Annotated in this window: 16 protein-coding genes; 3 read left to right on the forward strand and 13 right to left on the reverse strand. The window is 48.5% G+C overall.

Going from position 1 to position 18,445, the window contains the following annotated elements:
• Positions 1-357: 357 nt before the first annotated feature.
• Complete coding sequence (gene metA, locus CAGA_RS10950; RefSeq protein ID WP_135660739.1) at positions 358-1,278, forward strand: homoserine O-acetyltransferase MetA; 921 nt, start codon at positions 358-360, stop codon at positions 1,276-1,278.
• A 30-nt stretch (positions 1,279-1,308) separates the two neighbouring features.
• Here the strand turns inward: metA and CAGA_RS10955 are convergent, their stop codons facing one another.
• The 8 genes from CAGA_RS10955 to CAGA_RS10990 form a co-directional block, all read right to left on the reverse strand.
• Positions 1,309-1,725, reverse strand: coding sequence for a secondary thiamine-phosphate synthase enzyme YjbQ (locus tag CAGA_RS10955; RefSeq protein ID WP_135660741.1), 417 nt, complete (start codon positions 1,723-1,725; stop codon positions 1,309-1,311).
• Positions 1,726-1,843: 118 nt separating this feature from the next.
• Complete coding sequence (locus CAGA_RS10960) at positions 1,844-2,494, reverse strand: sigma-70 family RNA polymerase sigma factor (RefSeq protein WP_135660743.1); 651 nt, start codon at positions 2,492-2,494, stop codon at positions 1,844-1,846.
• A gap of 1 nt (position 2,495) precedes the next feature.
• Positions 2,496-2,945: an anti-sigma F factor gene (spoIIAB, locus tag CAGA_RS10965; protein ID WP_135660830.1), complete on the reverse strand. Its 450-nt coding sequence runs from the start codon at positions 2,943-2,945 to the stop codon at positions 2,496-2,498.
• Entirely contained in the window at positions 2,929-3,264 is a 336-nt protein-coding gene (locus CAGA_RS10970) for an anti-sigma factor antagonist (RefSeq protein ID WP_135660745.1), read from the reverse strand. Before CAGA_RS10970 ends, spoIIAB begins: the two co-directional genes overlap by 17 nt.
• A 249-nt stretch (positions 3,265-3,513) precedes the next feature.
• Positions 3,514-3,777, reverse strand: a complete 264-nt coding sequence (locus tag CAGA_RS10975) for an AbrB/MazE/SpoVT family DNA-binding domain-containing protein (protein WP_135660748.1) — start codon at positions 3,775-3,777, stop codon at positions 3,514-3,516.
• A 177-nt stretch (positions 3,778-3,954) separates the two neighbouring features.
• Positions 3,955-5,244 carry a bifunctional folylpolyglutamate synthase/dihydrofolate synthase gene (locus CAGA_RS10980; protein WP_135660750.1) on the reverse strand — a complete coding sequence of 430 codons (1,290 nt, stop codon included), beginning with the start codon at positions 5,242-5,244 and terminating at the stop codon, positions 3,955-3,957.
• Between the two features lie 57 nt (positions 5,245-5,301).
• Positions 5,302-7,929, reverse strand: coding sequence for a valine--tRNA ligase (locus CAGA_RS10985; RefSeq protein ID WP_135660752.1), 2,628 nt, complete (start codon positions 7,927-7,929; stop codon positions 5,302-5,304).
• A 163-nt stretch (positions 7,930-8,092) separates the two neighbouring features.
• Entirely contained in the window at positions 8,093-8,584 is a 492-nt protein-coding gene (locus tag CAGA_RS10990; protein ID WP_135660754.1) for an LURP-one-related/scramblase family protein, read from the reverse strand.
• 197 nt (positions 8,585-8,781) lie between these two features.
• Between CAGA_RS10990 and CAGA_RS10995 the strand changes: the two genes are divergently transcribed.
• Positions 8,782-9,888 (forward strand): DUF3810 domain-containing protein, encoded by a 1,107-nt coding sequence (locus CAGA_RS10995; protein ID WP_135660756.1) that lies wholly within the window; start codon positions 8,782-8,784, stop codon positions 9,886-9,888.
• An 11-nt stretch (positions 9,889-9,899) separates the two neighbouring features.
• Here the strand turns inward: CAGA_RS10995 and CAGA_RS11000 are convergent, their stop codons facing one another.
• The 5 genes from CAGA_RS11000 to CAGA_RS11020 form a co-directional block, all read right to left on the reverse strand.
• Entirely contained in the window at positions 9,900-10,724 is an 825-nt protein-coding gene (locus tag CAGA_RS11000) for a polysaccharide deacetylase family protein (protein WP_243113024.1), read from the reverse strand.
• A gap of 383 nt (positions 10,725-11,107) precedes the next feature.
• Positions 11,108-12,772, reverse strand: a complete 1,665-nt coding sequence (locus CAGA_RS11005; protein WP_135660758.1) for a PASTA domain-containing protein — start codon at positions 12,770-12,772, stop codon at positions 11,108-11,110.
• Positions 12,773-12,815: 43 nt separating this feature from the next.
• Positions 12,816-13,562 (reverse strand): YebC/PmpR family DNA-binding transcriptional regulator, encoded by a 747-nt coding sequence (locus CAGA_RS11010; RefSeq protein ID WP_135660760.1) that lies wholly within the window; start codon positions 13,560-13,562, stop codon positions 12,816-12,818.
• A 26-nt stretch (positions 13,563-13,588) separates the two neighbouring features.
• Positions 13,589-14,212, reverse strand: coding sequence for a flavodoxin family protein (locus CAGA_RS11015; RefSeq protein ID WP_167875225.1), 624 nt, complete (start codon positions 14,210-14,212; stop codon positions 13,589-13,591).
• Positions 14,175-15,233 carry an aspartate carbamoyltransferase gene (locus tag CAGA_RS11020; RefSeq protein ID WP_135660834.1) on the reverse strand — a complete coding sequence of 353 codons (1,059 nt, stop codon included), beginning with the start codon at positions 15,231-15,233 and terminating at the stop codon, positions 14,175-14,177. The genes CAGA_RS11015 and CAGA_RS11020 overlap by 38 nt, the downstream gene beginning before the upstream one ends.
• Before the next feature lie 310 nt (positions 15,234-15,543).
• Between CAGA_RS11020 and CAGA_RS11025 the strand changes: the two genes are divergently transcribed.
• Positions 15,544-18,441: an acyl-CoA dehydratase activase-related protein gene (locus tag CAGA_RS11025; RefSeq protein ID WP_135660764.1), complete on the forward strand. Its 2,898-nt coding sequence runs from the start codon at positions 15,544-15,546 to the stop codon at positions 18,439-18,441.
• Positions 18,442-18,445 lie beyond the last annotated feature (4 nt).

The raw sequence follows: 18,445 nt of genomic DNA on the forward strand, positions 1-18,445 counted from the left end.
TTCACGATACACTAACGTGTATTTTTGTTGCCTTTTTAAGTGACAACCAACTTTGTCCGAAAGTACTTTCTACTCTCTGGTTTACGGGTTCCTTAATTCGTTACGTTGTTTAATTTTCAAGGTCCTGGTTCTCCGTCAAACCTAACAGGAGAACGCTTAATATATTATCACGATTCAGTAAACTTGTCAAGCATTTTCTCCCCGTTTTCGACGGCTTCACTATAATACCACGTGGGGCATACAATGTCAACGTTTTTTTTATATTTTTATCATACGTTCAATATTTTATGCAATATTGCAGTATTTATGGATGTTTGCTATAATGAATCCATTGTCTCTGTGTCAGGAGGATAAACGATGCCAATAAAAATTCAGGAAAATCTGCCGGCTATTGAAGTACTGGAATCAGAAAATATCTTCGTGATGACGCATCAGCGTGCCATTACCCAGGATATTCGCCCCCTCAAAATTGTGATACTGAATCTGATGCCGACAAAAATTGAAACAGAAACGCAGCTTTTACGCTTATTGAGCAACTCCCCTTTGCAGGTCGATGTGGAGCTGCTGCAAATGGCCACGCATATTTCGAAGAATACTTCTTCCTCCCATCTGAATACATTTTATAAAACGTTTGACGATATAAAAGAGGAAAAATTCGACGGAATGATTATCACCGGCGCTCCGGTTGAAAATATGCCGTTTGAGAAAGTCGATTACTGGGATGAACTTTGTAAAATTATGGCATGGAGCCGGAAAAACGTTTATTCCACCTTGCACATCTGCTGGGGTGCGCAAGCTGCGCTGTACTATCACTTCGGAATTACAAAATACCAGCTTCCCCAAAAGCTGTCCGGCGTATTCCGCCATCATGTGCTTGACTATCGCCATCCTTTGATCCGGGGGTTCGATGACAATTTTTATGCGCCGCATTCGCGTAATACCGAAGTACATGCTGAAGATATCAACAAATGCAGCGATCTTGTCATACTGACAGCCTCTGACGAAGCCGGCGTTCATATTGTTGCCAAAAAGAACGGCAGGCAGTTTTTTATCACCGGTCATCTTGAATATGACTACGATACGCTTGCAAAAGAATATTTTCGCGATTTAAAAAAAGGAATGAATCCTTCCATTCCTTTGCATTACTTTCCGAACGACGACATAACCAAAGAGCCTCCGTTTGTGTGGCGCAGCCATGCACATCTTCTGTTTGCCAATTGGCTGAACTATTTCGTCTATCAGAACACGCCGTACAATATAAAGGAGATTTCCGAATAAAACAGCCGGGACAGTTACCCGGCTGTTTTTTTATTCGCCGATGATTTTAATCAGAACCCGCTTGTCGCGTTTGCCGTCAAATTCAAAATAAAAGATCTGTTCCCATGTGCCGAAGTCCAGCTTGCCTTCCGTAACCGCCACAACCACTTCGCGTCCCATAACCGTACGCTTTAAATGCGCGTCGGCGTTGTCCTCAAAACCATTGTGGCGGTACTGGCTGTACGGCTTTTCCGGCGCAAGCTTTTCGAGCCAAGCCTCGTAATCATGGTGCAACCCGCTTTCGTCGTCATTAATAAACACGCTGGCTGTGATGTTCATGGCATTCACCAATACCAGCCCCTCCCGGATTCCGCTTCCTCTGAGAGCTTCCTCCACTTGCGGAGTAATATTCACGATTCCTCTCCGTGTCGGCAGATGAAAGTGCAGTTCCTTTCGAAAAGATTTCATAAAAGAGTCGTACTTCCTTTCCTTAATAGAGTCTTTATAATTTTATCAAAATCATAGCACAAAAGCGGTTCTCCGTCCAGACAAGGATCGGAGAGCCGCTTTTTCAAATATGACAGCTTTATGAAAGTTTCAAGCGCAATTCATTGAGTATTTTCTTTTCCCGCCGGGATACCTGAACCTGCGTCATGCCAAGTGCGGCGGCTGTTTGCGTCTGTGTCTTGCTTTTAAAATATCGAAAAATAATAATGCTCCTGTCCTTTGGTTCCAGCTCCGTAACAACCTGTTTAAGAGACAAAAGCTCCGCGATTTTATCATCGCCGGCGTCTACGCTGATATCGATCTGACCTCCGCCCTCTTCCGGAGAAGAAGTAAGCGAAAGCGGCAATTGGGATGCGCCCAGGGCCTGTGCGGCTTCCGCTGGTTCGACATTCAGGATTTCTGCCAACTCTCCGATCGTGGGAGAACGCCCTTCCTTTTCACTAAAAGCGGCGGATTCACGCGCGGCACGCATGGCAAGTTCTTTTAAGCCCCGGCCTACTTTCACCGCTCCGCCGTCCCGGAAAAGGCGCCGGATTTCGCCGAGGATAACCGGGACGGCATACGTTGAGAATTTCACTCCGCGGCTGCTGTCAAAATTGTCCACCGCTTTTACAAGGCCCAGGCAACCGGCCTGAAAAAGGTCGTCGTATTCTACCCCGCGTCCTTTAAAATGCTTTACGCAGGCGTGCACTAGTCCGATATTCTCGTTTATGGTCTGTTCTCTGTCCATTTTAAGTGTTCTTTTCCGCCTGACGGCGTTTAATTGTCTTATACATGGTGACGGTCGTACCTTTGCCGGGTTTTGAAGTCACCCTTAATTTGTCCATAAAGCTTTCCATCACAGCAAAACCCAGCCCGGCGCGCTCCTCATTCTCCGATGTGGTAAACAGCGGCTGCATCGCCTTTTCCACATCTTCAATTCCACAGCCCTTGTCGCGAATCCGGATGCTGAGCCGGCCGTCTTCATATAATTTACAGGTTATGTAAATAACACCGAGGGTATCACGATAGGCATGAACGATACAGTTTGTAACGGCTTCGGAGACCGCCGTTTTAATATCACTAAGTTCATCAATGGTTGGATCCAGCTGCGCCGCAAACGCCGCCACCGCAGCCCTTCCAAAGGATTCGTTTGCTGAACAGCTTAAAAAGGAAACCGCCATTTCATTCGTAGGCTTCATCATAATTCACATCCTTTACGATCGTGCAGAGCTGGTTTAAGCCTGCCAAAGATACAATTTTCTCAATTTTCGGGTTTAGATTGGCCACCCGTACACTACCGCCCCACATCTGCAATAGCTTGCAGCGCCCCATAACAAGGCCGATACCGGAGCTGTCCATGAACTGTACCCCCGAAAAGTCCAGCGTTAACCGCTTGGGTTTTACCTTTGACGCCGCTTCGTCGACCTCCGTGCGGATTTCCCTCGCGGAGTGATGATCAATTTCCCCGCTCAGAAGCGCGGTCATCTCTCCGTCTTTTAACAGTAACCTGACACCCATCGCGAAACCTCCATGCTTTTATGTAATCTTTTATTATCTGCAAATCTTTTCAATTTATGCGCAATGCAATAAAAAAAAATAAAAAAGTCCTATCCGCCGTGCCTTTTCCGGCATTTATGCAGAAGCAGCTTGTCCGCTAATAATAATGTATAAATTTTATCAAACCGCATGGGAAAATTACCATGAAAAATGTCGCCGCTCCGCCAAAATCCCGAAACGACGAAAAAGCCCGCCGATCACTCGGCGGGCTTATAGCATATATCCGTCTTCTTTTAACATTTCAACCATCTTTTCGATGCATTCCCGGCAAATTCTATGTCCTTTGAAATTCATTACATAATGCGTCTGCTTACAAAATTCGCATGCCGTTATCCTTTTTTTAATCATAAATTGATCATCACCTAAGAAGAATTCAAGCTCATCATCTGCTTTGATATCCAAACTGTTTCTAAGCTCTTTCGGCATTACGATGCGTCCTAATTTGTCTATTCTTCTAATAATTCTGGCTTCCATTTATCAAACATTCTTTCAGAGTGTTTTTGCAAATTCTATCATAAAACCGGAAATATTTAGTTCTCAATATGCAATGGCAATTATTAACAAAAAGCCGCACCGGATTCCTTCCTGATACGGCCTATTGTTGTATTTCATTTCCGCTAACAACCTGTATTTTCTTTGCATAAAAATTCTTTATTTTCTGGAGAGCAGATCCAATGCAAGCGGACGGAGTTCCCCCGCAAGATAAAGAGAACCGCAGACAAACAGAGTTCCCTCTTTTCCCACTACAGACAAAGCCTTTTTAAGAGCTTCCCTGCTGTTTTCCATTGACTCAGCGGGCGTTCCTACCAACCGGAAGTGCTCCGCAAGGTCTTCCGCGCTCATAGCGCGCGGATTCTTCGGCACCAGCGTGATTACGTTTGAAAACAGCCCTGCCAAATTTTCTACCGACGCTTTTACATCCTTATCGGAAAGCATGCCGACAATTGCTGTGATTTTTTTATCGGGAAGGTACTTGCGAACCGTCGCGGCCAAAGCCGCCATCCCGTCCGGGTTATGCGCCCCGTCAAGGATGACCGTCGGGTTCATAGACAGGACTTCCATCCTTGCCGGAAAGCTTGCGGAGGCAAAACCCGATTCAAAGCTATGCCCTGATATATGGTATCCCTTCTCCTTCAGAACTTCCAGCGCGGCAAGCGCCGTAACGGCATTTTTAATCTGATGCTCTCCCAAAAACGGAAGATGCACCAAAAGCTCCCCGTACAGCAGCCCCGTACCGTTCAGGTTCATGGAAAGCGGCACGACACTTTTCATATCGGCAAGAACAAACCGATTGTTTCGTTTATCCGCCGTTTTTTGCAGGATCTCAAGTACCTCCGGCTTTTGCTCGGGGTAACAGACCGTTACGCCCCCGTCCTTGATAATCCCGCTTTTTTCGTAAGCTATCTGCGCAAGCGTGTTACCCAGCACCTTTGTATGATCCGAAGAAATTGAAGTAATAACCGACACAAGCGGCGTTTGAATCACGTTGGTTGAATCAAGGCGACCCCCAAGGCCAACTTCCAGCACGACAATATCGCATCCCTTTTGGGCAAACCACGCAAACGCCAATGCAGTAACCAGTTCGAATTCGGTAATGATTTCCCCGTTTTGATTCATCCTCTCTACCAGAGGAAAAACCTTTCCCACCATTTCGGCTAATTCCTCATGGGATATCTTTTCCCCATTGATCTGCATCCGTTCACAGAAATCCGTGACATAGGGTGAAATGAACAGTCCGGTTTTATAGCGGGCTTTCTCTAAAACCGAGGCGATCAGCGCACAGGTGGAGCCCTTCCCGTTCGTGCCGGCAACATGCACATATTTCAGGCTGTCCTGCGGGTTCCACATCATTTGAAGCAGTTTTTGAATCCGTTCCAGACCAGGTTTCGAGCCGAAACGCTCCAGCGACGATATTTTCTTTAATGCTTCCGTATAAGTCATTGATATTCACCTGCATTTTTAAAATGAAAGGCGGACGCAATGTCCGCCTTCCTGTTCCTATTCTTTCAAAGCTTCGATGCTGGACTGAATCAGCGCAATATGTTCGCTAAGCTTCTCCGCATTCTGCTTCACGCCTTCCACAACGTTTGCCGGTGCTTTCGAAATAAACTTCTCATTGGCAAGTTTCGCCTGTGCGTTGGCATACTGCTTCTGCGCAGATTCCAGTTCCTTTGTAAGGCGTTCCAGTTCCGCCTTTTTGTCCACCAGTTCCGACATAGGAATATAGAGTTTGGCATCCGCAGTAACAATTGTCACCGCACCGTCGATTTCAAATTCTTCCCCAATTTCCACTTCGTTTGCATAAGCGAGCTTTTTCATGATTTCAACGCCGTCTTCAAAAACCTTTTTGGAGCCGGTTGCAATGAACAGGCGGGTTCTGCGCGACGGCGGCACGTTCATCTCAGCACGGCGGTTGCGCACGGCGCGGATTGCATCCATAATGCTGTGCATATTGTCCGCAGCCTGCGGGAAGCAGTACGCCTCCTCAAATTCGGGCCAACTGGAAACCATGATTGCTTCCCCGTCGTGCGGAAGCGACTGCCAAATTTCCTCCGTAATGTACGGCATGAACGGGTGCAGCAGTTTCAATGTGCCGCTCATGACCCAAACAAGCACCTGCCGCACATTCTGCGCTGCCTTTTCGTCCTCCGAATACAAACGTATCTTTGCGATTTCAATATACCAGTCGCAGAATTCATCCCATAAGAAGTCGTACAGCTTCTGTACGGCAATCCCCAGCTCAAAATGTTCAAGGTTATCCGTAATTTCCTTGGTAATGCGGCTAAAGGAATCAATAATCCACTGATCTTCCGTGGCGAGATCATCCGGAAGTTTATTCTTTACATCATGGCCGTCAATATTCATCAGGATAAAGCGGGACGCATTCCAGATCTTATTGGCAAAATTGCGGCTGGACTGCACCTTTTCGTCAGAGAAACGCATATCGTTTCCGGGGCTGTTACCGGTGGCAAGCGTGAAGCGGAGCGCGTCCGCGCCGTACTTGTCAATAATTTCAAGCGGGTCAACCCCGTTGCCGAGCGATTTGCTCATTTTTCTCCCTTGCGCATCACGCACAAGACCGTGAATCAACACCGTGTTGAACGGCACTTCGCCTGTCTGTTCGATTGCCGAGAAAATCATGCGTGCAACCCAGAAAAAGATAATATCATAGCCGGTAACCAGCGTGTCGGTCGGATAGAAATATTTCAAATCCTCGGTCTGATCCGGCCAGCCAAGTGTGGAAAACGGCCAAAGCGCGGAGCTGAACCAGGTATCGAGCGTATCCTCGTCCTGCTTCAGATTTTTGGAACCGCACTTCGGGCACACGTGGGGCTCTTCACGCGCAACAACCATTTCGCCGCAGTCCTGGCAGTACCACGCCGGAATACGGTGCCCCCACCAAAGCTGGCGCGATATGCACCAATCCTTAATATTTTCCATCCAATGGTAATAGATTTTTTCAAAGCGTTCCGGAACAAATTTGGTCTTGCCGTCCTTCACCTGCTGAATCGCAGGCTCCGCCAGCGGCTTCATTTTTACAAACCATTGCTTGGAAACCCGCGGCTCCACCACGGTTCCGCAGCGGTAACAGGAACCGACGTTGTGCTTAATCGGTTCTACCGCGACCAAAAAACCTTTTTCCTTCAGCTCTTCCACGATCTTTTCACGCGCTTCCAGCGAAGACATTCCCGCGTATTTCCCGGCATTTTCATTCATATTGCCGCTTTCGTCCATCACGTTGACGACCGGCAGATTATGGCGCAGACCGACCTCAAAGTCGTTCGGGTCATGCGCCGGGGTAATCTTTACCACGCCGGTTCCGAAATCACACTCAACATACGTGTCGGCAATTACCGGGATTTCACGCCCAACAATGGGAAGGATCAGCGTTTTGCCGACAAGGTCCGCATAGCGTTCATCTTCCGGATGCACCGCCACCGCAGTATCGCCAAGCATGGTTTCCGGACGGGTTGTGGCAAGCTGGATATAACCGCTGCCATCTTTGAACGGGTAGCGCAGATGCCAGAAGAAACCGTCATGCTCGCTGAACTCCACTTCCGCATCGGAAATGGAAGTGCGGCAGTGCGGGCACCAGTTGATAATCCGCTCGCCGCGGTAAATCAGCCCTTTATCATAAAGGCGGACGAAAACCTCACGAACCGCCTTGGAGCAGCCCTCGTCAAGCGTAAAGCGTTCACGGCCCCAATCGCAGGAGGAACCCAGCTTCTTCAACTGCTCAACAATGCGTCCGCCGTATTTTTCTTTCCAATCCCATGCGCGCTTTAAAAACGCCTCGCGCCCGATATCTTCCTTTGTCAGACCTTCCTTGCGCATTGCTTCAACAATTTTGGCTTCCGTCGCAATAGAAGCATGGTCGGTTCCCGGCACCCAAAGCGCCGAATACCCCTGCATTCTTCTCCAGCGAATCAGGATATCCTGCAAAGTTTCATCCAGGGCATGTCCCATATGAAGCTGCCCGGTAATGTTCGGGGGCGGGATTACGATTGTATACGGTTTTTTCTCCGGATCCACCTGTGCGTGGAAATATCCACCGGAAAGCCAAAAGTCATAGATTCTGTCCTCGACCTCCTGCGGGTTATAAGTCTTCGCCAGTTCCCTGCTCATAGATTTCCCTCCTGGGTTTTCCCCTATATTCAAAATAATATAATGTGTCGCCAAAATCGCCGCGCCAATATCCATTTTCAAGACAGGCTTGTCCGGCCGCCCTGATCGAAAAAACATCATAATACTATATTATGGCATTACAATATCGGTTTGTCAAATTGCGTTAGTGTGCCGGCACGGCCTTCGCAGAACCCGCTATCACCGTGCTGTCCAGAATTACTGCAATGCATAAACAAAGCAGGACGTCCGATTCGTTGGCAATATCAACGGCAAAGCAGTCGCCATTTTCATTCCAGCAACGCCCATGGGACATTACCACCGCCGAATTTGCATCAATCAGGTCATAGGAGCGTTCCACCAAATCACCACGGAAATGCCAGTTCACACCCTTGATTTTGACCGGATGGTGTTCCGACGTAAAGCTCCAGTTTACACGGGCACATTCCTTATCATGAATGTATATCGTATATTTCGACTTCGGCGTAAGGCCCAAGCTTACAATTTTAGCTACTTCATTCGTATTGCCGTCAATCAAATAAAACTTGCTGCCAATGGCAAGCGAATCACCGGTAACACGATAAACAGGTTGACCCAGCGTATCGAGAATCGTAAAAAGAGCATCTGTACCGGTGCTCTGCTTAATGAAAAACTTCATGCGCCAGCCTCCCCTTTACAAGTAAAGATTCCTTTTAATCATACCATTTTTAAGATATATAGGCAACTCATATTCTGTATAAATATGGCTCATGCTCCCTCCTTCTATTTCTTTTATCGAAATGATCCCCTTGGGACTTGATTCCATTGACGCTTCTTCGACGATATACTACAATAAACGAAAGCGGAGGTGTCAAAATGAAAAAGATAGTTTGTTATAAGCGGTTATGGCTTTCCCTTTTTGCGCCGGCCGCGTTTTTGCTTTCGTTCATCGCTTCGAATGCCCCTGCTTTTGCGGAATGGTATGCCGTAACCATCTACCCGGTGTTGTCGAAAAGTGTGAATTTTATAACCTCGCTTGCTCCGTTTTCCATAGCGGAACTGTTGATTGTGCTGCTTGTGATAGGTGCTGCAGCTTATCTGATCGTCTGCGTCATAAAAATCAGAAAAGCGAAGGGGCGCTGCGGGAAGGTTCTTCTTCTTTCCCTGATTACCCCTGTATGCCTTGCCAGCGTCCTGTATTTTGTCTTTATGCTCAACTGCGGAATCAACTACAGCCGGTATACCTTCGCCCAGACGTCCGGGCTAGAGATCCGGCCGTCGTCAAAAGCCGAGCTTACTGCGTTGTGCAATGCTCTGGCCGAAAAGGTCAGCACCCTACGTAAGGAAGAAAAAGCCGACGGGAAATCCGGAACGAAGTGGACTAGCGGGAATATCTATGAAACCGCCAAAAAAGCACAGGCGGCCTTTGAAAAACTTCACCGGCAATACCCGCTGCTTCCGGCGGGATACGGGCAGCCAAAACCGGTAATTGCCTCCCGGCTGATGTCCTGGTGTAATATTACGGGTATATTTTTCCCGTTTACTTTTGAAGCCAACGTCAATGTAGATGTCCCGCAGTACTCTATACCGGCAACCATGTGCCACGAGCTGTCGCACCTTCGTGGATACATGCGCGAGGACGAAGCTAATTTTATAGGTTATCTCGCTTGTGAATACAGCGACGACCTCGATTTTCAATATTCCGGAAATATGCTGGCCTTTCTTTATACATACAATGCGCTCTACGACGCCGACAGCGGCGCGGCGAATACGATCTATGCCAAGCTCAGCGAAGGCGTAAAACGCGACCTGGCGGACAATAACGCTTATTGGGAACAGTTTAAAGGTCCGGCTGCCGTTGCGGCAAGCGCCGTAAACGACAGTTACCTGAAAGCCAACAAACAGGAGGACGGCGTAAAAAGCTACGGGCGGATGGTTGACCTGCTGCTTGCTGAATATCGCGCAAATGAAAAAGCCCGCTGACGTGGGCTTTTTTACGGGATTTTGCAAAAAAGGTAGGGCGAACTGTCGACGGATGGGCCGAGCACATCAAAAGAATAGCTCTCGTTTTTCAGCGTCTTAATAATTTTCGCCATAACCTTCAGCGTGTTCCCTTTAAACTTTGTATTATGAAGCAGAACAACCGAATTGCTGTACCGGTGAACCCCGCTGATTACGTTCCGGTAAATGGATTTTGCGGTGGCACCCTTCTCGGCGTCGCCGGAATCCACGTTCCAGTCGTAATACACATAGCCGCGACGGTTCATTTCTGCTATGATATCCCTTGCCGTATTTTTGTTATAGTCGTTTACGCTTCCGCCGGCATAGCGGTAAATTTTTGTATCGACTCCTGTTGTGGATTTGATCAAGTCATGCATTTTCGCATAGTCTTCCAAAAACGAGGCGGGCGACGCATAAATTTGCTCGAACTGGTGGGTATAGGAATGAACGCCGATCGCATGCCCGCGGTTCACAATTTCCTTCATTGCTTTCAGACTCTGGCGGTCCGTATGGCCGACCACAAAGAAGGTAGCCTTTACATGGTAGGTATCCAGCACATTGAGGAGCGGTATTGTCAGGTTGGACGGGCCGTCGTCAAACGTCAGATACACCGTCTTTTCCTTCGGCGCTGCGGCAGGCACAAGCTCTCCGGCATATAAGTCCGGATACATCGTCTGATAAGCGGGGGGCGCTTCTTTTCCCGATGAAACCCCGCTGGAAGAAGCGGTGGATTCTTCCCTGCTTCCCGTTGACTGCGTATTCATTTGGGCGTTTCCAATCGGCCGCATTTCTGCCGCGGCCATGACCGGCTTAGCCAAATGGCACGGCGCCATATTTTTTCTAAATTGGAAAGTAACTGCACCAATGACAAGAATCAACACAAAAGCTGCTGAAACAATTGTAAGGGAGCGTAATTTTCTTTGAAAGAAACGACTTGCTAAATGAATCATTTTCACACATTCTTTGTCAAATATTGTAAAATTTCTTACATTTCTATTATATGACGATATTCGAAAAATGATAGTTAAAAATTTGTAATGATCGGTTATAATAATGTTTTTTAACTCAAAAGGAAACAGAAAAATTTCTTATGCCTTATGTTAAAAAGCATTTTCGAGTCTATTGGAATTATCCGTTTAAACGGCAAGAAAAAAGGACCTGAAGCTGCCGTTTCAGATCCTCTGCCGCATAATATTCAAGATTAGTTATCGTCGTCGCCGCTTGCCGGCCCTTTGCTGATTACAATAACAACCTCCGAACCGTAAGCCATCTGGCTGCCTTCCTTTACGTCCTTATAGCCGATTGCCAATCCCTCCGGTACGGTGGAACTGTATTCCTCTGTTTTCGTGGGTGTGAATCCGGCTGAAGTGACCGCCTCGGAAGCCTCCGCTAGTGTTTTTCCGGTGATTGAGGGTAGCGTGCGCACAGCAGCACCTTCGCTGACAACCACAACAATTGCCGTACCCTTTGCCATTTTTGTCCCCGGCGCGGGCGACTGGGAAATAATGCAGCCTTCCGGAATGGTATCGCTGAACTGCTTGGTAGAAAGCAGAACCTGATAATCCTGATCTGCGGAGGATGACCCGGAGGAAGTCAGCTCCTTAAAGTTTTGGCCGATTAAACTCGGCGCGGCAATCAGGTTCGGATCCTCGGATTCCTCTGCGTTCAGCGTACTGTCCGGCATTTCCGATTCAGAGGATTCTACCTGCGAGGTACTCGAAGCAAGCGTTTCCGCCCCGCTCCGATCAGAATTTGATATCCAGATAATCCCGACAATTGTAAAAACGATGAGTGCCGCAACACAAGTCAGGATAACCCATACAAAATTCGGCACACCCTTTTTTTCACGATCGCCATTCTCTCCCAAGCTTGGAATCCGCTGTGTTTCTTCGATCGTCGCCGTAACCGTCGGCGCAGCGGACAGTTCGGCGCGCAGCCGTTCAAAGGTTGGGGTGCGTTTATCCGGTGAAACCTGCAATGCGTTTGCCAGCGCGGACACCACATGGGGCGGCAGGCTTCGCATAATGCTTGTTGGAATTAAAAGACGCGTGTCCGCACGGCGCTTCAAAGCGTCCTGCGGAAGGGTACCGGTTAAAGCAAAAAAGAGCGAAGCGGCAAATCCGTAAACATCCGTCGATTCGTTCGGTACATAATCCATCACATATTGTTCAATTGCCGCACAGCCGGGCACCAGATCCGGCGGCAAATCGGTATCCATTTTGCGGATGGCGCTGATACAGAAGCTCCCCAGCTTCATTTTCCCGTCCTGCATAATCTCAAGCGTATCAGGGGAAATTCCAAGATGGCAGATTCCCGCAGCGTGTATGGCGCTGAGTGCGGACAAAACAGGCATGAACAGCTGGCGCGCGGCGTTCCAGTTTAGATTCCCGCCGCTGCGTTCAATAAAGTAGCGAAGGGTAATGCTCTCATTCCATTCGGAAACGGTATATGCCGTGTGGTTTTCTTCAAATATATCATAAATATGCACAATTGCGGAAAGCTCCCGCAAATGAGCAACTTCCCTTGAAAAATTCAAAAACGCGGCAAGGCATTCGTCAAAGATGATTTCGCTTCCGCCCATTACGCGGATATCCCCTTTTCCGTCCGCCCGTTCACACAGGGTTTGCGGAAAAAATTCGCGCAGTTCAATCGGTATGTTTAAAACCGTATCGTAGCCGATATAAGTGATGCCTTCCCCGTTGCTTGCCTTCGCGCGCCCAACGATGTACCGCTTCTGCAGCATCGTCCCGTATGGAAGTGCATGGCGCATCTGAGGCTCGACAGCACTGAAGCCGCAGTTCGGGCATTCCCTTTTGCCGCCCGTATCGGACATACAGTTCATGCATAGATTGTCAAAGCCTGTCATCTTGTTTCCTCCATGTTTTACGCAATATGGAAAAACTTACTTACTATTCTTGGTCATCCAAATCCGGATTATCCCAGTTATGCCAAACATTTTGAACATCGTCATTGTCCTCAAGGGCATCGAGCAGGCGCTGCATTTTTGTTCTGGATTCTTCGTCCGTCAACGCTGTATAGGTGTTCGGAACCATTTCCACCTCGGCAGAAACGAATTCGTAACCCTTTTTCTCCAAGTCGTCGCGTACACCGCTGAAATCTTCCGGCTCCGTATAAATTTCAAAAACATCCTCGTTGGCTTGAAAATCGGAAGCACCCGCTTCAAGGCAGTCCTCCATGACCTTATCTTCATCGAGTCCTTCCCGTTCAATCACGATAACGCCTTTCTGAGCAAACATAAAGGAAACGCAGCCGGTCGTACCGAGGTTGCCGCCGAATTTGTCGAAATAATGGCGTACATCAGCGGCGGTGCGGTTCCGGTTGTCGGTCAGCGTTTCCACGATCACCGCAATCCCGTTAGGGCCATATCCTTCATAAGTAATATTTTCATATTTTGTATCGTCGCCGTCACCGGCTGCTTTTTTGATGATTCGTTCAATATTATCATTCGGTACATTTGCCGCTTTTGCCTTGGCAATGCAGTCCCTCAATTTTGAATTGGAGTTCGGGTCCGGGCCGCCGCCCTGTTTTACCGCTACGGCGAGCTCACGACCGATTTTCGTAAATATCTTTGCCTTTGCGCCATCTGCCTTTTCTTTTTTGCGCTTAATATTGTTCCATTTTGAATGGCCTGACATATTTTTTATCCTCCCAAATAATTAGGCTACATTTTATGATAACACATTTCACATAGTATGGCAAGCGCGAGGTCTTGAGCGGCTTTCCGGGCATTTGCAAAGGTGGAATGACCGCCTAGGGCATCCGTATCTGCCCAGACGGCCATTCCCTTTAACGCCGTATTCGTAACCGAAAAAACTCTTTTCAACTGGCGGTACAAAACATCCGCGTCTTCCGAAGCAGGCGAGCCGCAGGTCACCAGCAGTACGGCCGTCTTATGCTTTTCAATCGGTTTTGATATGCCAAGCGAAAAGCGTGCGGCATAGTACCTTTGGGTACGGTCGATAATCGCCTTCAGCGGAGCGGGAAAACCTAAATTATACACCGGCGTTGCCACAACAATTGCATCTGCGCGGCGGATGAGTAAATCCAACTCGTCGAAATCTCGCTGGGAGCAAGTCTGTTCCGAAGCGCACAGATTGCAGCCTAAACAGGGCGCAATATTTTGTTCATACGCGTTTATGATCCGAATTTCCGCATTGCCATAAAAAGGCTCTAAAAACGCCGTAAGAAGCTTTGCGGAAGTCCCGTTTTTATGCGGCGACCCGAAGAAAACCAGAAGAAGCTTTCGGTCAGATGAGCATTCTTCCTTCACAGTATTTGCATTCAAGCATATCACCGGCCTCTGAGAATAAATTTGGCAGATAAGGCTCCGTACGTGTGATGCATTTCGGATTCGTACATCGGCTGGGATGCGTGGAATGTGGAACCTTTCGTTTCCCACACGATCCGGCGTTTTGCAGAAGCGTCAGAACCAGCGCCATGCGGGTATACAGGCCGTATTCTGTCAGATCAACAACGCGCTCGTCGTCCGCGGCAACATCTTCCATTTCCACACCGCAAAGTTCAGAGGGAATGACCATGAGGTCTTTTTTGGCGCGTTCAATAACCTTCTCGCTGAGGATTTTTTCCCTTTCGGTATGTTCGTCTTTCCCGATATTTTCCTTTTGTGTACAAGTTATGTAAAGCACGTCAAGTGCTGAAATCATTTCATCTAAACCGGATGCTTCGGTATATTTGCAGCCGGCGGCATCCAGACTGTCTTTTATGTACTGCGGCAGCGTATCTTCCGGGGAGGAAACCAACACAAAACTGTTCCCCTTATAACGCATGAAGGTCTGGATAAGCGAAAGCGCCTCGGGGCTGTTTTTTAAGTTTCCACACAGGCCGACGCATAAATGATCGAGCCTGCCTTTTTTATCGCTGATCGCTGCCAGAGCAGATAGGGTTTCGCAAGGGCGCAGATGCTCCCCGTCCCCCGCGTTGATAACAGGCTTTGAGGAATACAGCGCCGCGGCCGCCGCTGTACCCTCCGCCGTGCTGCGCAACACAAGCAGATCGGCGCAACCGCCGACGGCGGAGACGACAGCTTTCAAACTGCCTTGCCGTAAAAATGAGGTGCTGTCCGGAGAATCAAAGCGAATCACTTCGCCGCCAAGACGATACATTGCGGCCTGAAACGCCATTTGGGCTGCAACCGCCGGTACGGTAAACAAAGAAGCCATGATTTTACCGCGACAGGATTCCCGGTATACCCACGGATTGTTCCGGATGTTGTTTGAAAGTTTGATGAGTTCATGGATTTCGCCGAGGGTCAACCGATCCAAATCAATCAGATTTTTCAACTGCATCAAATCACCCCAATATTTAATTTTTACTGCTTAGCTTCATTTTAACATTTCAATCAAAGAATAACAATATCATTACAAATTATTTAACAATTTCGTCATTTATTTGCTTGCGCTTTTTGTGAAAAAAAAACAGAGCGGTTCTCAAAAGTTTCCTAATCAGGAGCATGCATGCAAAAAACGAGACTGCCCCGGATAAAAGGTATTTCCGCAATGTTTTTGGAAATTGCTTCACTTGACAATAGAAGGCCTTTTGAACTAAAATATGTTATTAACGTTTATAGAACAAAGAATGTAGAAACGGTGGCGCTTTATGAAAATCGGCTTAGACGTCGGCTCCACAACGATTAAGTGCGTGGTTCTCGATGACAACAATCAAATATTGTATCAATCCTACGAAAGGCACTACTCCCAGATCACGGAGAAAATGGCGGAACTCTTAACAAAGATTCAAAAAGAAATCGTGAAGGGAAAACAGACCCTTCTTACTGTTTCCGGTTCGGCGGGTATGGGCATTTCACAAACTTGCAAGCTGCCGTTTATTCAGGAGGTTTACGCTACCCGCGTTGCAGTCGGCAAGCTGATCCCCGACGCCGACGTTATCATTGAACTTGGCGGAGAAGACGCCAAGATTCTGTTCCTTTCCGGAGGAACCGAAGTCCGCATGAACGGCACCTGCGCGGGCGGGACCGGCGCATTTATCGACCAGATGGCAACCCTGCTTAACATTCCGCTCGACGAAATGAACCGTCTTGCCAAACAATACGAAAAAATCTATACGATCGCGTCCCGTTGCGGCGTGTTCGCAAAATCCGACGTGCAACCTCTCCTGAATCAGGGGGCACGCAAAAGTGATATTTCCGCCAGCATTTTTGCCGCCGTTGCCAACCAGACCATCGCGGGTCTGGCGCAGGGGCGGAAAATTGACGGAAAGGTCATCTACCTTGGGGGGCCGCTGACCTTTCTTTCCCAGCTCCGGGAAAGTTTTGACCATGCGCTGCAAACCAAGGGAATCTGCCCGGAAAACTCCCTTTATTACGTGGCGATCGGCGCCGCGCTGAGCAGCGGAATCGAAACGGATCTGGATACTGCGCTTGAGAGCATTAAAGCCTACGGTACGACGGCGAATTTTCTTTCCATTCCCCCGCTGTTTGAAAATCAGGAGGAATACGACGAATTCAAACGCCGCCACGCCGAATGCAGGGTGCCCCGGGGAAACGCGGAAACCTACGAGGGCGACGCTTATCTTGGAATCGACGCGGGATCTACTACGGTGAAGGCCGTGCTGCTTGGAAAAGACGGCGAGGTTCTCGATTCGATTTATAAGGGCAACTCCGGAAACCCCGTTCCCATTATCCGCGAGTATCTCCTCAGCCTTTACAACAAATATCCGAAAATACAGATTGCGGCGGGAGCCGTTACCGGCTACGGCGAGGAGCTATTGAAAAATGCATTTAACATAGACTTCGGTATCGTCGAAACGGTCGCGCATTTTACAGCCGCTAAATGCTTTCTGCCGAACGTGGATTTCGTCATCGATATCGGAGGGCAGGATATGAAGTGCTTTAAAATACACAACGGAGCCATCGACAATATCTTTTTAAATGAAGCCTGTTCCTCCGGTTGCGGCTCGTTTTTGCAGACCTTTGCAAATACGCTCGGCTATGATATCGAAGACTTCGCAAAGCTCGGGTTGTTCGCGAAACATCCGGTTGACCTGGGTTCCCGCTGTACTGTGTTTATGAATTCACAGGTAAAACAGGCGCAGAAGGACGGAGCGACAACCGAAGATATTTCTGCCGGGCTATCTGTCAGCGTTGTGAAAAACGCAATCTACAAAGTTATCCGCGCCGCCTCCGCCGAAGAACTCGGCCGGAACATTGTGGTTCAGGGCGGCACTTTCTTGAACGATGCGGTTTTGCGGATTTTTGAAAACGAACTGGGCGTTCACGTCTCCCGCCCGGATATTTCCGGACTGATGGGTGCTTACGGTGCCGGAATTTACGCGAAAAACCGGTCAACCGGTGAGAGCACAATTATCAAAAAAGACGAGCTGGAGAATTTCCAGCACGAAGTCAAAGTAACCTCCTGCGGAAGATGCAGCAACAACTGCCGTCTGACGATCAACGTATTCGGCGGAGGAGCCCGCCGCTTTATCGGCGGCAACCGCTGTGAAAAGCCCGTGACAAAGCGTTCCTCCAGCGATGAGCTGAACATGTACGCCTTTAAACTGCAGACACTGCGTTCCTATCAGCCGGTAAAAGGCAAAAGAGGCCAAATCGGGCTGCCGATGGGTTTGAACATGTATGAGCTTCTGCCGTTCTGGCACACCTTCTTTACGCAGCTCGGCTTTGAGGTTGTTTTGTCCCCCCTCTCCAGCCGGGAGCTGTACATCGAAGGGCAGCACACGATTCCTTCCGACACCGTATGCTTCCCTGCAAAGTTGATGCACGGGCATGTACAGGCGCTGATCGATCAGGGGATTGAAAATATTTTCTATCCCTGCATGAGCTACAACTTTGACGAAGGGCTTGGAGACAACCATTATAACTGCCCGGTTGTGGCGTATTACCCGGAGGTTATCTCCGCCAATATGAGCGCGCCGGATGGACTGCACTTTATCCACGATTATGTCGGCATCCACCGGAAGCATGATTTCCCGATTAAAATGCATGGCGTACTTGCAAAGTACTTTGACGGAATCTCCCTTTCTGAAATTAAAAAAGCCGCGAAAGCCGCTTATAATGAGTATGATAATTACTTGGCCAGAATTCATGAAAAAGGAGACCGGATGATTGCACAGGCGCAAAAGGAACATAGACAGATTATTGTTCTGAGCGGAAGGCCGTACCATCTGGATCCGGAAATCAACCACGGAATCGACAAGCTGATCATCAGTCTGGGTGCTGCGGTCATCTCTGAAGACGTCCTAAGCTGTAAGGTACACCGCTTCCCCACCGCAGTACTCAACCAGTGGACGTATCACTCCAGGCTGTACGCGGCGGCAAAATACATAGGCGACAAGCCCGACATGAATCTGGTGCAGCTTGTTTCCTTCGGTTGCGGCGTTGACGCCATAACGACCGACGAAGTCCGGCGTATTTTGGAGGAAAACGGTAAAATTTATACACAAATTAAAATAGATGAAATCACAAATCTCGGCACGGTCAAGATCAGGCTGCGTAGCCTATTCGCCGCGCTGGAAAGCTGAGGTG

It is taken from the genome of Caproiciproducens galactitolivorans (assembly GCF_004768785.1).
GTDB lineage: Bacteria > Bacillota > Clostridia > Oscillospirales > Acutalibacteraceae > Caproiciproducens > Caproiciproducens galactitolivorans.